Here is a 13,914-nt window from a genome sequence, read left to right as displayed (position 1 = left end):
GGTATCATCGTCTTTTCACCGAGCTTTCCACCCCATGAGGAATGCGCCTCCCGCCGCCCGCTCCGAATCGCCGCTGCTGCAGCACTGGCGGGCGGAGGCCGTGCGCCTGCGCGAAGCCCACTGGGGGCCGCTCGAGGACCAGGCCGCCTGCCAGGCGGCGCTGCGCGAGCCGGCCCGGCTGGGTCCGCGCATCCTGGCGCGGGCGGCCTGGCTGGCCGGCCACAGCCCGCTGCAGGACCGCCTGGACCGCTGGGCCCACGGCGCCCGCTGGGCGCTGGCCGCCTTGTGGCTGGCCGCCGGCCTGGCAGGCATCGGCGCGGCCGGCGCCGCCCTGAGCCAGGGATCTGTCAATCTGGCCACGGCGCTGCTGGGGCTGCTGGGGCTGCATGCCCTGACCCTGCTGATCTGGCTGATCGGCTGCCTGCCTGTGCTGCAGCCCGCCACCACGCTGTCGAGGCTGTGGCTGTGGCTGACCCGCAAGATCGCGCGCGGCCCCGACGCCGCCCTGGCGGCCCAGGCCTTCCTGTCGCTGCTGGCCCGCGCCCGCGCCTGGAAGCCCGCCGTGGGCCTGCTCAGCCATGGGGCCTGGACCATCGCCTACCTGGGCGCCATCCCCACGCTGATCGTGCTGCTCAGCACCCGCAGCTACTCCTTCCACTGGGAAACGACGCTGCTGTCGCCCCAGGCCTTCGTCGTCTTCAGCGAATGGCTGGGCAGCCTTCCCCGCCTGCTGGGCTTTCCCACACCCGACCGGCTGGCCGTGACGCTGAGCATGGGGGGCGCCGGCGCCGCATCGGCGGCCATCCAGGCCGACTGGTCCCTGTGGCTGATCGGCTGCCTGCTCAGCTGGGGCCTGCTGCCCAGGCTGCTGGCCCTGGCGGTCTGCGGCGCCTGGCTGCGCCGACGGCTGCGCCGCCTGAGCATCGACCCGGACCTGCCGGGATGGCTGGAATTACGCGAACGCCTGCTGCCCACGCACCAGACCCTGGGCATCGACCGCCCGGCGCCCGCCGACGGGCCCGTCCGGGCGGGCGCCGCATCCGCCCGGGCCGCCACGCGGCATGCCGCCGTGCTGGCCTACGAACTGGGGCCGGACCTGCCCTGGCCGCCCGACGGCCTGCCCGATACCCTGCACGATCTGGGGCGGTGCGATAGCCGCGAAGACCGGCAGCGCATCCGGGCGCAGCTGGACGCCACCCATCTGCTGCTGGTCTGCGACGCCCGCCTGACGCCGGACCGGGGAACCGCCGCCTGGTTCGATGAACTGAACCACGCCTGTCCCGACCTGCGCATCCTGTGCCTGGGCGGCACGGCGGAGCGCCGGCAGGCCTGGCGGCAGGTCCTGTCCCGCCAACACCTGCGCCAGGTCTCCGACCTGGCCGCCTGGCTCGAACACATCGGACTCGCCTCCCATGACTGACGTCATCCCTCCCCTCGACCTGGCCGTTGTCGGCCATACCAATACCGGCAAGACGTCCCTGCTGCGCACGCTGCTGCGCGACGAGCTGTTCGGAGAAGTCGCAGACCAGCCGGGCACCACCCGGCACGTCGAAAGCGCCCAGCTGCTGTCCGCCGACGGCAAGCCCATGCTGATCCTGCGCGACACCCCGGGCCTGGAAGACGCCATGGGCGTGCTGGACTATCTGGACCAGCTGATCGCCCCCCAGGAACGGCCGGACGGCCCGGACCGCATCCAGCGTCTGCTGGACAGCCCGGAAGCCGCCGGCCGGTTCGAGCAGGAATGCCGGGTCCTGACCACGGTGCTGACGGCCGACGCCGCCCTGTACGTGATCGACGCCCGCGACCCGGTGCTGCCCAAGCACCGCGACGAACTGACGCTGCTGGCCGCCTGCGGCCGACCCATCCTGCCGGTCCTGAACTTCACCCGCAACCCCCTGGCCAACATCGGCGCCTGGCGCGATGCGCTGGCGCGGCTGGGGCTGCATGCCACCGTCGATTTCGACACGGTCGCGCCGGCGCTGGATGGCGAGAGCCAGATGCTGGACCGCCTGGCCCTGATGCTGGACCAGCACGCCCCCGCCCTGATGGCGCTGCGCACGGACCTGGGCGAACAAAGGCTCAAGCGCCTGCAGGACGCCACCCGGCTGATCGCCGAACTGCTGATGGACGCCGCCGCGCTGCGCCTGCCCTGCGCCCAGGACCCCACCGACATGGCGACGATCACGCTGGTGTTGCGCAAGCGCACCCGCGACCGCGAACAGGACTGCGTGCACGCCCTGCTGAAACGCTACCGCTTCAGCAAGGCCGCCTTTCCTCATCACGCCCTGCCTCTGGAAGGCGAACGCTGGGGGATGGACCTGTTCAGCCCCCAGGCCCTGCGCAGCTTCGGCGTCCAGGTCAGCAAGGGCCTGGCGACCGGCGCGATGGCAGGGGCCACGCTGGACATGCTGACCGGCGGGCTGAGCCTGGGCGCCGCCACGCTGCTGGGCGCCGCCATCGGCGGGGTCTGGCAGGGCGCCAATCAATGGGGCAAGCGCCTGATGGGCCGCCTGGCGGGCAATATGGAAATGACGGTGGACGACCCGGTGCTGCATCTGCTGGGGCTGCGCCAGCTGGCCCTGGTGCGCGCCCTGGAATGCCGGGGGCATGCCGCCATGCGCCCCATCGAGAGCGACCTGATGGCGCTGGCCGCGCCGCCGGCGGACCAGGACCCGCCGCCCCCCGCGGACGACGCGCCGGACACGGAAGCCGCCGCGGAAACCGGCGCCGCCCTGCATCGGCTGCCGCCGGATGCGCAGGCCATTCTGGACGAGGCCCGCACGCATCCGTCCTGGTCCTCCATCGGCGAGGAGCCCGGCCCGGATCCGCGCCGCGAGCTACTGATCGGCCAGTTGGCCCACGCCCTGTTCCTGGCGCTCTGAGGCGCCCCTGCGACGGCGAGCCTGATCCGCCGGCTTGCGCGGACGTCCGCCCGATGGGTCCGGCGCCTGAACGCAGCCGCCGGATTCACCAGCTGCCCGACGCGCCTCCGCCGCCGCCCCGGCCGCCGCCACCGCCCGATCCACCCCCGCCTCCGCCGCCAAAGCCGCCCCCGCCGAAGCCTCCGCCTCCGCCAAAACCGCCTCCACCGCCGAAACCGCCACCGCCACCGCGCCGTCCCGAACGGCCGCGGCCCAGGCGCTTTTCCACTCCCAGGGCGCGGCCCAGCACCGCCAGCAACAGGCCGCCCAGCGCCCCCAGCGCCGCCCAGCCCAGGCTGTTGGTCGCCAGGTAGACGAATCCGCCCACCAGCGCCACGCTGAGCCAGACCGGCGTCACCATCGCCATGAAGGCCACCGGCAGCGCCATGACGGACGGTCCGATGTCCTCATCGTCCGATGCCTCGGGCGGCGGCAGGGCCTCGCCGCGCATCAGCGTCCGCAAGGCGCCCACCCCCGCCTGCAAGCCGCCGAAGACATCGCCCTGGGCAAAACGCGGCGTGATCTGTTCCCGGATGATGCGCCCGGCCGCCACGTCCGTGACGGCGCCTTCCAGCCCGTAGCCCACTTCGATGCGCACATGGCGGTCCCGCACCGCCACCAGCAGCAGCACGCCGTCATCCACGCCCTTGCGCCCGACGGCCCACTGGTCGAAGACCCGGCGGGCGTATTGTTCGATGGTGTCCGTCCCGGTCGTGGGCACCAGCAGCACGAACAGCTGCGAGCCCTGGCTGGTTTCCACCCCCCTCACCTGCCCGGTCAGGGCCTGGATCTGGGACGCGTCCAGCGTGCCGCTGAGATCCATGACGGGAGCCTTCCAGACCGGCACGGCCGCGGCGCTTGGCGCCGCAGCAGCTGCGGGCGCTGCGGAAGCCGGCGCCGCTTTCTGCGCCAGGACCGGTCGAGCGCACAAGGCCAGCAGCAGGCCCAGGATCAGCGCGAGGATCGCGGACCGCAAGGACGCGGCGCCCCCAAGCGGGAACGTCCGGGAAGCGAAGACCGCGCTCATTTCGCTCCGGCCGGCGCCGGCAGATCGAACTTCACCTCGGGATCCCGCATCACGGCATCGGCCTTGTCCAGCCCATACTGCGCCTTGGGTTGATAGCCGAACACGCGGGCCGTGATCAGGGTCGGGAACTCGCGGATCGTCAGGTTGTAGGTCTGCACGGCCCCCACGTAGCGCTCCCGCGCCACGGTGATGCGGTTCTCCGTGCCCTCCAGCTGCGTCATCAGATCGCGGAACAGGCCATCGCTTTTCAGCTGGGGATAGTTCTCGGAGACGGCCAGCAGGCGCGACAGGCTGGAACTGAGCGCGCCCTGCGCCTGTTCGAAGCGCGCGACCAGCGCCGGATCGCTCAGGTCGTCGGCGCTGATGCGGATCTGCCCGACCCGCGCGCGGGCATCCGTGACCTGCTGCAGCACGGTGCGCTCGTTGACCATGTAGGCATTGACCGAGGACACCAGCTTGGGCACCAGATCGGCGCGGCGTTCATACTGGTTCAGGACCTGGGACCAGGCGGCCTTGACCTGTTCGTCCTGGCGCTGGATCTCGTTGTAGCCGCAGCCCGACAGCAGCAGCGCCAGGGCCGCCGCGGCAGCCAGATTCAGGTAACGTCGGATCATGCGGACCTCGTGGAACAGAGAATGGAAAGCCATATTGTAGAAATTCCACCCCGCGCGCAACACTTCGGCCCGTCAATAACGGTCAACGCCCCCTGATTGCGACACATCCGCGCGCACGCGCCGCCCGGCACGCTATAATTCAGCCTTTCGCGCAGCCTACCAGTCGCTGCGCGGCCTTCCCCGGCCTTCGTTCCCAGGACCCGAACCCGCCCATCCAGGGCATCCGTTCAACAGGTCCCCAGGCGCGGCCGGCGGCACCTTTCCAGATTATTCATACGTCGGCCTCGATTGGTATCTCTCGACTCGAGCGATAGGCGGTCGCTGGAGTCACACTGTTGGACACTTCAATCACTTTTGCCTCGCTGGGCCTGGCAGAACCCCTGCTGCGCGCCGTTCATGACGCGGGCTACACCCATCCCACACCCATCCAGGCGCAGGCCATTCCGCGCGTCATGGAAGGCGGCGACCTGCTGGCGGCGGCGCAGACCGGCACCGGCAAGACGGCCGGCTTCACGCTGCCCATCCTGCACTACCTGATCAAGAACCCCGCCGCCAGCCGCCAGGCGGGCCGCCCGCGCGTGCTGGTGCTGACCCCCACTCGCGAACTGACCGCCCAGGTGGAAGAATCGGTGCGCCTGTACAGCCAGCACACGCAGATCCGGTCCATGGTGATGTTCGGCGGGGTCAACATCAACCCGCAGATCGCCGCCCTGAAGAAGCCGCTGGACATCCTGGTCGCCACGCCGGGCCGCCTGCTGGACCATGCTCAGCAGAAGACGCTGGACCTGTCGGGCGTGGAAATCCTGGTGCTGGACGAAGCCGACCGCATGCTGGACATGGGCTTCATCCACGACATCCGCCGCGTGCTGCGGCTGCTGCCGGCCAAGCGCCAGAACCTGTTGTTCTCCGCCACCTTCTCGGACGAAATCCGCAGCCTGGCGCAGGGCATCCTGCGCAATCCCGGCGAAGTGTCGGTCGCGCGGCGCAACACCACGTCCGAACTGGTCAGCCAGCAGGTGGTCATGACCGAACAATCCCACAAGCGCGACCTGCTCAGCCACATCATCCGCGAAAGCGGCTGGCATCAGGTGCTGGTCTTCACCCGCACCAAGCACGGCGCCAACCGCCTGGCCGAAAAGCTGGTCAAGGACGGCCTGACCGCCGCCGCCATCCACGGCAACAAGAGCCAGGCCGCCCGCACCAAGGCGCTGTCGGGCTTCAAGGACGGCAAGGTCGCGGTGCTGGTCGCCACCGACATCGCCGCCCGAGGCCTGGACATCGACCAGTTGCCCCAGGTCGTGAATTTCGAACTGCCCAACGTGCCCGAGGACTACGTCCACCGCATCGGCCGCACCGGCCGCGCGGGCAGCACCGGCTCGGCCCTGTCGCTGGTGGATTCGTCCGAAATCAAGCTGCTGCGCGCCATCGAGCGCCTGACCAAGCAGACCATCGCGCCGATCACCGTCGAAGGCTGGAACCCGGGCGCCATGGTGACGGCGGACTCCGCGCCGGACGCCCGTGAAAAGCGCGCGCTGGCCCGCCTGGAAGGCGACCTGCGCGGCGGCCGCCAGGACGCGGGCGCCGGCCGGTCCGGCAGCCGCGACGGGCGCCGCCGCCCATCCTCGGAACCCCGCCAGAGCCAGGACAACCGCCGCGGCGACGGCCGCCGCAGCGATGCCCGCGCACCGGGCAACCGCCCCGCCCGCAGCGGCAGCGCCGCCCCCACGGCGCGTCGCGACGCCCGCCCGCAAGGCGGCCGGCCCGCCGCGCTGCTGCACAAGGCGGACTGATCCCCGTTCGCCCCGGCCCGGCTTCCAGCCGGGTCCATCCTGACCACAAGAGCCGAATCCACCCGATCATTGCCCATGAGCCTGACCGCTGAAGTCGCCCGCCGCCGCACGTTCGCCATCATTTCCCACCCCGACGCCGGCAAGACCACCCTGACGGAGAAACTGCTGCTGTTCGCAGGCGCCATCCAGATCGCCGGCAGCGTCAAGGCCCGCAAGGCCAGCCGCCATGCGGCGTCCGACTGGATGGAAATCGAAAAGCAGCGCGGCATCTCGGTGGCTTCCTCGGTCATGCAGATGGAATACCGCGATTGCGTCATCAATCTGCTGGACACCCCCGGACACCAGGACTTCTCCGAAGACACCTACCGGGTGCTGACCGCCGTGGACGCCGCCCTGATGGTGATCGACGCGGCCAACGGGGTCGAACCCCAGACCATCCGCCTGCTCCAGGTCTGCCGCGCCCGCAACACGCCCATCATCACCTTCATCAACAAGCTGGACCGCGAAGTGCGCGAGCCGCTGGACCTGCTGTCGGAAATCGAAGGCCACCTGGGCATGGACGCCATCCCCTTTTCCTGGCCCGTGGGCATGGGGCGCCACTTCGGCGGCGTCTTCGACATCCGCCACGACCACATGCGCGTGTTCCGCCCGGGCGCCGAACGCGACCAGCACGACGATGAGACCATCGAGGGCCTGGACAACCCGGTCCTGAAGCAGCGCTTCGACGACGCCTACGACAAGGCGCGCGAAGAAATCGAACTGATTTCCGGCGCCGTGCCCGAATTCGACGCCGCCGAATTCCTGGCCGGCCGCCAGACGCCGGTGTTCTTCGGCTCGGCCATCAACAATTTCGGTGTGCGCGAAGTGCTGGACGCCCTGGTCGAACTGGCCCCGGCCCCCGGCTCCCGCGCGGCGCTGGAACGGCCCGTCGAACCCGACGAGCCCAAGTTCACCGGCGTGGTCTTCAAGGTGCAGGCCAACATGGATCCCGCGCACCGCGACCGCGTCGCCTTCGTGCGCGTCAGTTCTGGCCATTTCCAGCGCGGCATGCGGCTGAAGGTCGCCCGCAACAACAAGGAAATCCGCCCCAACAACGTGGTGTCCTTCCTGTCGCAGCGCCGCGAGATCGTGGAAGAAGCCTTCGCCGGCGACATCATCGGGATTCCCAATCACGGCATCCTGCAACTGGGCGACGTGCTCACCGAAGGCGAATCCCTGACCTTCACCGGCCTGCCCTTCTTCGCGCCGGAACTCTTCCAGGCCGTCGAGGTCAAGGACCCCCTGCGCACCAAGCAGCTGCGCACCGGCCTGACCCAGCTGGGGGAGGAAGGCGCCATCCAGGTGTTCCGCCCCGAAGCCGCCGGCGGCGCCCTGCTGCTGGGCGCCGTGGGCCAGTTGCAATTCGAAGTCGTCGCCCACCGCCTGAAGACCGAATACGGCGTCGATGCCCGCCTGATGCCTTCGCGCTACAGCATGGCCCGCTGGATCACCAGCCGGGACCCCAAGGCGCTGAAGAAGTTCATGGACGCCAATTCCGCCAACATCGCCCACGACGTGGTCGATGCCGTGGCCTTCCTGGCGACGTCGCCCGCGCAGTTGCGGGTCGCCCAGGAGCGCTACCCCGACGTCGAGTTCCACGCCATGCGCGAACACGCGGGGCGGGTCTTCGGCGCGGGGGTCTGATACTGTCTCGCATTCTGTCACAAGCGCTGACGCATCCAATGCGGCGGACAGGCCGCATTCGATACAATGGCACGGTTGACCGCACTACCGACGAAGGAATCCGCCCATGTCCTGGCGTCTGATTTTTGCCATCTTGCTGCTTGCCGCCGGGGTTTCGGCCTGGGGCGGCCTGCGGCTGGGCGACTGGCTGATCATCCATAGTCCGGCGCAGGTGAAGACCACCGAACCGCCGGTCGAACTGACCAACACTCCGGTGCTGGACGCCAACGGCAAGCCATTCATCGCTTCCGCGCCCCAGCCCCTGGCCGACGGGCGCCAGGGCGTGCCCAGCCTGCCGCCTCCGGTCGACTGGAAAGTCCAGCCCGCGCCGCTGATGGACGAACATCGCCCGATCGCGCTGGCCACGACCACCATCAGCATGGACGAGGCCATCGCCCTGGCGACCCAGAGCCAGCAGGACGACAGCGGCCTTCAGGGCATCGCCAACGTCGGCACCCTGGTCACCAACCAGCCGGTGCAGCCCATCGACGTCCCGCCGCCCCCGCCGCCGCCCAACACATCGGACGCCATGGCGGCCGGCGGCAACAACTGGCAGGTGCCTTTCCAGGCCGAACTCAAGGTCTGCGAATCCATGGGCTTCTTCTCGCGGCCCTCCTGCGCCTGGGCCGCCCGCAACAAATACTGCGAAGCCCACCAGGCCTGGGGCAAGGCCAAGGACTGCCCCGCCCAGCACTGACGCCGCTCCAGCATGCAAAAGGCCGCCGCCCCGTTCAATGGGCGGCGGCCTTTTGCATGAATGCCGCAGACTGCAGCGGACGGATCAGACCTGCGACTGCAGGTAATTCTGCAAACCGACCTGCTCCACCAGGCCCAGCTGGGTTTCCAGCCAGTCGATGTGCTCTTCCGTATCGTTCAGGATGGTCTGGAACAGATCGCGGGAGGTGTAGTCCTGCACGGATTCGCAATACTGCATGGCGTCTTTCACGGTGACCTGGGCGGCGGATTCCAGCTTCAGGTCACAGGCCAGGATTTCCGGGACGGTTTCGCCGATCAGCAGCTTGTGCAGATCCTGCAGATTGGGCAGGCCGTCCAGCATGAAGATGCGCTGGATGAGCATGTCCGCGTGCTTCATTTCACCGATCGATTCGTCGTATTCGTGCTGGCCCAGTTTTTCGTAGCCCCAGTGACGCAGCATGCGGGCATGCAGAAAATACTGGTTGATGGCTGAAAGTTCGTTTTTCAGCTGCTGATTCAGATACTTGATGACGGTCTTGTCGCCCTTCATGGCCTGTTCTCCTGAGAGACGACCCGCGTGTGCGGGCTGCAAGCCACTAGGCTAACACGCAGAGCCCCGCAGGGGGAGCCCTGTGGGGCGCGGGGCGGCCGCTATCCAAAGCCCCCACGCTGCGCCTTCGGCTTGCTGTCCACCTCGCGGCCTGCATGCCGCTCGGATTCGCCAGGCATAGGGCAGTCCTCAGGACTGCCCTAAGTCCGGGCTCATCCCCCAAGGGGGCGCTTTTTGCCTTGGGGCGGCCCGGCGGCAAAAATCAGGCGACGCGCCGGATTTCGGTGCTGGTCAGCAGAGGGGCCTGCACCACGCGATCGGGCGCCACCGCAGGAACCGCCGCCAGTTCGGTGGCATAGCGCCCCCCCGGCAGATAGTCGGTCGCGGTGTCGGCGCACTGGCCGCAGCAGGTGGCGATGCCCAGCGTGGCCTGCAGGTCGCTCAAATCCGCCGCCCCTTGGGCGATGGCTTCCTGGACCTGGCGTTCGCTGATCGCGTTGCATACACAAATATACATGCGAATCATTATCATCCTTCTTTTCCGCCATGGCAAGCACTTTCTGCGTTTCAGCCCAGCGCCTTTCTCAGGCTGGCCGTCGGCACGCCCATGGCCTCTCGATATTTGGCCACGGTGCGGCGGGCGATCACCAGGCCCTGGTCCGCCAGCAGGCGGGCCAGCTGCATATCGGACAGCGGCTTGCCGGGGGGTTCGGCGTCCAGCAGCGAGCGCATGACGGCCTGGATGGCCCGCGCGGAGGCGTCCTCGCCGGACTCCGTCTGCACGCCGGTGCCGAAGAAATGCTTCAGCTCATAGACGCCCCAGGGCGTCTGGGCATACTTCAGCCGGGTGGCGCGGGAAATGGTGGACTCATGCAGCTCCAGCGCCTGGGCCACGTCGCGCAGCACCAGAGGACGCAAGGCGGTTTCCCCCTGCTCCAGAAAGGGACGCTGATGGACGGCCAGGAACTCGGCCACCCGCAGGATGGTCTGGCTACGCTGGCCCAGGCCCTGGATCAGCTGGCGCGCGACCCGGACCTGTTCGCGCAAGGCGGGAACATCCCCTTCTTCCAGCCGGGCCGCCAGGCCGGCATCCACGCGCAGGCGCGGCTCCAGGGCGGGATTCAAGCTCACCGCCCAGCGGGCGCCGGCCCGATGGAACAGGACGTCGGGCACGACATAGCAGGTGGCTTCCTCCCGCCAGGCGCCGGCGGGACGGGGATCCAGCCGCAGCAGGGCCTGATGGGCGGCATCCAGCAGCGCGCGGCCGCAGCCCAGGGTTTCGCACAGGCGCCCCCAGCGTCCGGCGCCCAGGTCTTCCAGGCATCCGGTCAGGCGCAGCGCGCAGTCCAGCACGTCCGGCGGCCATTGCGCCGACCGCGCCCGCAGTTGCAGGCGCAGGCATTCGGGCAGGTCGCGGGCCCCCACGCCGGCCGGATCGAAGGATTGCAGCAAGCACAGCGCGGCCTGCCACTCATCGTCCTGCACGTCCCAATCCTCCGGCAGCGCGCCGGCATGCGAGGCGGGATCGAAGTCCAGGTAGCCGCGCTCGTCCAGCTCGCCGATCAGCACGGCGCCCAGGGCCTGGTCCCGGAGGCTGGCCCGAGTCGTGCGCAATTGTTGCAATAAATGGTCGGCCAGGCTCTGCGAGGCCGGTGATTCCGGGATATCATCCGTGACAGCCTGCCTGGCGGGCTGCGTCCAGTGGCGTTCCAGCATTTCGGCCTGAGCCGAAGCCGCGTCCGCCGCGGGCTCATCCAGTTCCAGCACGGGATTGTCCGCCACGGCCTGGGCGATTTCCTGCTCCAGTTCCAGAGCCGAGCATTGCAGCAGCCTCAGGGCCTGGCGCAGTTGCGGGGTCAACGCCAATTGCTGGTGCTGACCCAGTTCCAGGGACGGTTGCGAACGCATACTCAACTCATTGAAGGCCATGACTCAGGAATCATTCCAAACTCCCAGCCGGCAGGATTCCGCCCTGTTGCGCAGGATTCTGCTGAAACTGACGGCCACGGCCAAAATCGTATCGGCCACGCTGGTCGTGCTGGTGGCGCTGGTCTGGTACGACCTGCTGAACCGCCTGCTGGCGTTTGGCAACGGCATTGATTATGCCGGAAACCACATCATGGGGGCGGAAGCCACCGCCCTGCTGCAGCGCTACAACCCGTATTTCTGGGGAGCGCTGGTCATTCTGTGCACCATCATCGTGGCCTGGCTGGTCTACCAGGCAGTGCGGGCGATCCTCGCCCGGTCCCGCCTGAAGCTGGTGGACGAACATTCCTTCCAGCAGTTGTCCGAGCAGCTCTCCGCGCCGGCGCTGGACGTGCTGCTCTGGGCCTGGCAGCCGCGCGACGAACCGCTGCGTGTGGGCGATCTGCAACTGGCCCACCAGGAACTGGCGGCCGGCCGGTCCGGGCGCCTGCAGCGCGCGGCCCGGCAACTGGCCGTGCTGGAAAACGCCCGCCAGCGGGGCTGATCCCGCTGACCGAACGCGAGCAAACCGGCCCGCGCCGGCCGGCGGACCACGCCCCATGGCCTGGCCCGGCGCCTCGGGCGCTTGCAAAAGCCCGGGAAATATGTTCGACTTAAGCTTATGAATATCTCGCGCGCACCTTTCGACGTCCTCCGGCAGGCTCCTGCCGACGCGGTCGCGCGCGCTTCCGCATCCGCTCCGATGCGGTTCTCTCCTGTCCTACTGGGTCTACTGCTAGCGATCGGTTGCCGGGCCTAGCGCCGCGTGGCAGTTCGGCAGCCTATCCCCAAGCCACATCTTCGCGACCCCGCGATTGTTGTTCGTCCGTGATCCGGACCCCATTCCCAGACAGGTATCGCCATGATCCAGAATCCCGCCTCCAAATACATTCCGTTCGCCCCGTTCACGCGCGACTACGCCGAACGCACCTGGCCCAGCCGCCGCACCACCACCCCGCCGATCTGGATGAGCACCGATCTGCGCGACGGCAACCAGGCCCTGATCGAACCCATGAGCGTGGACCGCAAGCTGCGGTTCTTCGATCAGCTGGTGAAAATCGGCTTCAAGGAAATCGAGGTCGGCTTCCCCTCGGCATCGCAGACCGACTACGATTTCGTGCGCAAGCTGGTCGATGAAAAGCGCATCCCCGACGACGTCACCATCATCGGCCTGACCCAGGCGCGCGGCGATCTGATCCCGCGCACGGTGCAGGCGCTGGCCGGGGCGAAGCACGCCATCGTGCACATGTACAACGCCTGCGCGCCGGCCTTCCGCAAGATCGTCTTCAACATGAGCCGCGACGAAGTCCGCGCCGTGGCCGTCGAAGGCACCCGGATCGTCAAGGCCGAAGTCGCCAAGCATCCGGAAACCCACTGGCGCTACGAATACTCCCCGGAGGTCTACAGCACCACCGAACCGGAATTCGCGCTGGAAGTCTGCAATGCCGTGGTCGATACCTGGCAGCCCACCGTCCAGGACAAGATCATCCTGAACCTGCCCGCCACCATCGAGGCCACCACCCCCAACCTGTACGCAGACCAGATCGAATGGATGCACCGCAATCTGGCCCAGCGCGACAAGATCGTGCTCAGCGTGCACCCGCACAATGACCGGGGCACGGCCGTGGCCGCCGCCGAATTCGCCGTCATGGCCGGCGCCGACCGCATCGAAGGCTGCCTGTTCGGCAACGGGGAACGCACCGGCAACGTCGACCTGGTCACGCTGGCCCTGAACCTGTACACCCAGGGCGTGCACCCCGGCCTGGATTTTTCCGACATCGACGAAGTGCGCCGCTGCGTGGAAGACTGCAACCAGCTGCCCGTCCACCCGCGCCACCCCTACGTGGGCGACCTGGTGTTCACGGCCTTCTCCGGTTCGCACCAAGACGCCATCAAAAAGGGCTTCGCCGTCCAGAAGGCCGACGCCGTCTGGGAAGTCCCGTACCTGCCAATCGACCCGGCCGACCTGGGCCGCAGCTACGACGCGGTCATCCGCGTCAACAGCCAGTCCGGCAAGGGCGGCGTGGCCTATCTGCTGGAACACGAACACGGCCTGGTCCTGCCGCGCCGCCTGCAGATCGAATTCAGCCGCGCCATTCAGCGCGTCACCGACGAAACCGGCCGCGAAGTCACGCCCAAGGACGTCTACGACATCTTTTCCAGCGAATACCTGGACCGCGAAACGCCCTGGAAGCTGGTGCGCCATCGCATCACCGGCAGCCCCAAGACCACCGGCCAGAAGCAGTTCATGATCGAAGTCGAGATCCAGGCGGACAAGCAGACCCGGCATCTGTCGGGCCAGGGCGACGGCGCGATTTCCGCCTTCGTGGACGCCCTGGGCATCGAGGCCCGCATCATGGATTACCAGGAACACGCCATCGGCACCGGCACGGACACCAAGGCCGCATCCTATGTGGAAATCCGCATCGGCGACGAAGCCAACGGCTATGGAGTCGGCATCCACGAGGACATCGTCACGTCGTCCTTCCTGGCCATCCTGAGCGCGGTCAATCGCTACGCGGCCTCCGGAAAGGATCTGCCTGCCCGCGTGTCGGCCGCCGCCTGATCCTGTCGAAACACCAGGGGACATCCCCCCGCCGCCCGATCCGGCGGGCGCCCCGGTCCATCC

The 13,914-nt window shown here is 68.4% G+C and carries 12 protein-coding genes; 7 read left to right on the top strand and 5 right to left on the bottom strand.

Going from position 1 to position 13,914, the window contains the following annotated elements; translation table 11 throughout:
• Positions 1-34: 34 nt before the first annotated feature.
• Both Q0263_RS00530 and Q0263_RS00525 read left to right on the top strand, forming a co-directional pair.
• The gene (locus tag Q0263_RS00530; protein ID WP_298012254.1) at positions 35-1,420 is read left to right on the top strand and encodes a DUF2868 domain-containing protein; all 1,386 of its coding nucleotides are present in this window, start codon (positions 35-37) and stop codon (positions 1,418-1,420) included.
• Positions 1,413-2,882 carry a GTPase/DUF3482 domain-containing protein gene (locus Q0263_RS00525; protein ID WP_298012252.1) on the top strand — a complete coding sequence of 490 codons (1,470 nt, stop codon included), beginning with the start codon at positions 1,413-1,415 and terminating at the stop codon, positions 2,880-2,882. Before Q0263_RS00530 ends, Q0263_RS00525 begins: the two co-directional genes overlap by 8 nt.
• Before the next feature lie 85 nt (positions 2,883-2,967).
• Here Q0263_RS00525 and Q0263_RS00520 read toward each other — a convergent pair whose 3' ends face one another.
• Both Q0263_RS00520 and Q0263_RS00515 read right to left on the bottom strand, forming a co-directional pair.
• Positions 2,968-3,948, bottom strand: coding sequence for a TPM domain-containing protein (locus Q0263_RS00520; RefSeq protein WP_298012250.1), 981 nt, complete (start codon positions 3,946-3,948; stop codon positions 2,968-2,970).
• The gene (locus Q0263_RS00515; protein ID WP_298012528.1) at positions 3,945-4,562 is read right to left on the bottom strand and encodes a LemA family protein; all 618 of its coding nucleotides are present in this window, start codon (positions 4,560-4,562) and stop codon (positions 3,945-3,947) included. Before Q0263_RS00515 ends, Q0263_RS00520 begins: the two co-directional genes overlap by 4 nt.
• Before the next feature lie 335 nt (positions 4,563-4,897).
• Between Q0263_RS00515 and Q0263_RS00510 the strand changes: the two genes are divergently transcribed.
• The 3 genes from Q0263_RS00510 to Q0263_RS00500 all read left to right on the top strand — a co-directional run bounded on the left by Q0263_RS00510 (position 4,898) and on the right by Q0263_RS00500 (position 8,771).
• Positions 4,898-6,352, top strand: a complete 1,455-nt coding sequence (locus Q0263_RS00510) for a DEAD/DEAH box helicase (RefSeq protein ID WP_298012248.1) — start codon at positions 4,898-4,900, stop codon at positions 6,350-6,352.
• Positions 6,353-6,427: 75 nt separating this feature from the next.
• Positions 6,428-8,035 carry a peptide chain release factor 3 gene (locus tag Q0263_RS00505; RefSeq protein WP_298012246.1) on the top strand — a complete coding sequence of 536 codons (1,608 nt, stop codon included), beginning with the start codon at positions 6,428-6,430 and terminating at the stop codon, positions 8,033-8,035.
• Between the two features lie 106 nt (positions 8,036-8,141).
• Entirely contained in the window at positions 8,142-8,771 is a 630-nt protein-coding gene (locus tag Q0263_RS00500) for a hypothetical protein (RefSeq protein WP_298012244.1), read from the top strand.
• A gap of 84 nt (positions 8,772-8,855) precedes the next feature.
• Here the strand turns inward: Q0263_RS00500 and bfr are convergent, their stop codons facing one another.
• From bfr to rpoN, 3 genes are all read right to left on the bottom strand, one after another.
• A complete protein-coding gene (bfr, locus tag Q0263_RS00495; protein ID WP_298012242.1) occupies positions 8,856-9,320 on the bottom strand; it encodes a bacterioferritin in 465 nt (154 codons plus the stop codon).
• Positions 9,321-9,582: 262 nt separating this feature from the next.
• Entirely contained in the window at positions 9,583-9,837 is a 255-nt protein-coding gene (locus Q0263_RS00490; RefSeq protein ID WP_298012240.1) for a (2Fe-2S)-binding protein, read from the bottom strand.
• Positions 9,838-9,887: 50 nt separating this feature from the next.
• Positions 9,888-11,228 (bottom strand): RNA polymerase factor sigma-54, encoded by a 1,341-nt coding sequence (rpoN, locus tag Q0263_RS00485; protein WP_298012238.1) that lies wholly within the window; start codon positions 11,226-11,228, stop codon positions 9,888-9,890.
• A gap of 19 nt (positions 11,229-11,247) precedes the next feature.
• Here rpoN and Q0263_RS00480 point away from each other — a divergent pair, with 19 nt between their 5' ends.
• Positions 11,248-11,790: a hypothetical protein gene (locus Q0263_RS00480; protein ID WP_298012236.1), complete on the top strand. Its 543-nt coding sequence runs from the start codon at positions 11,248-11,250 to the stop codon at positions 11,788-11,790.
• 357 nt (positions 11,791-12,147) lie between these two features.
• On the top strand, positions 12,148-13,851 hold the full coding sequence (leuA, locus tag Q0263_RS00475) for a 2-isopropylmalate synthase (RefSeq protein WP_298012235.1): 1,704 nt from the start codon (positions 12,148-12,150) through the stop codon (positions 13,849-13,851).
• The last annotated feature ends 63 nt before the right edge of the window (positions 13,852-13,914 follow it).

This window comes from uncultured Castellaniella sp. (assembly GCF_937988725.1).
Classification (GTDB): Bacteria; Pseudomonadota; Gammaproteobacteria; order Burkholderiales; family Burkholderiaceae_B; genus Castellaniella.
This window is presented reverse-complemented; position numbering and strand designations above follow the sequence as displayed.

Excerpts from the sequence above, each read along its gene's own strand:
- Q0263_RS00530 (WP_298012254.1), top strand. The coding sequence starts at position 35 with ATGAGGAATGCGCCTCCCGCCGCCCGCTCCGAATCGCCGCTGCTGCAG.
- Q0263_RS00525 (WP_298012252.1), top strand. The coding sequence starts at position 1,413 with ATGACTGACGTCATCCCTCCCCTCGACCTGGCCGTTGTCGGCCATACC.
- Q0263_RS00520 (WP_298012250.1), bottom strand. The coding sequence starts at position 3,948 with ATGAGCGCGGTCTTCGCTTCCCGGACGTTCCCGCTTGGGGGCGCCGCG.
- Q0263_RS00515 (WP_298012528.1), bottom strand. The coding sequence starts at position 4,562 with ATGATCCGACGTTACCTGAATCTGGCTGCCGCGGCGGCCCTGGCGCTG.
- Q0263_RS00505 (WP_298012246.1), top strand. The coding sequence starts at position 6,428 with ATGAGCCTGACCGCTGAAGTCGCCCGCCGCCGCACGTTCGCCATCATT.
- Q0263_RS00500 (WP_298012244.1), top strand. The coding sequence starts at position 8,142 with ATGTCCTGGCGTCTGATTTTTGCCATCTTGCTGCTTGCCGCCGGGGTT.
- bfr (WP_298012242.1), bottom strand. The coding sequence starts at position 9,320 with ATGAAGGGCGACAAGACCGTCATCAAGTATCTGAATCAGCAGCTGAAA.
- Q0263_RS00490 (WP_298012240.1), bottom strand. The coding sequence starts at position 9,837 with ATGTATATTTGTGTATGCAACGCGATCAGCGAACGCCAGGTCCAGGAA.
- rpoN (WP_298012238.1), bottom strand. The coding sequence starts at position 11,228 with ATGCGTTCGCAACCGTCCCTGGAACTGGGTCAGCACCAGCAATTGGCG.
- Q0263_RS00480 (WP_298012236.1), top strand. The coding sequence starts at position 11,248 with ATGACTCAGGAATCATTCCAAACTCCCAGCCGGCAGGATTCCGCCCTG.
- leuA (WP_298012235.1), top strand. The coding sequence starts at position 12,148 with ATGATCCAGAATCCCGCCTCCAAATACATTCCGTTCGCCCCGTTCACG.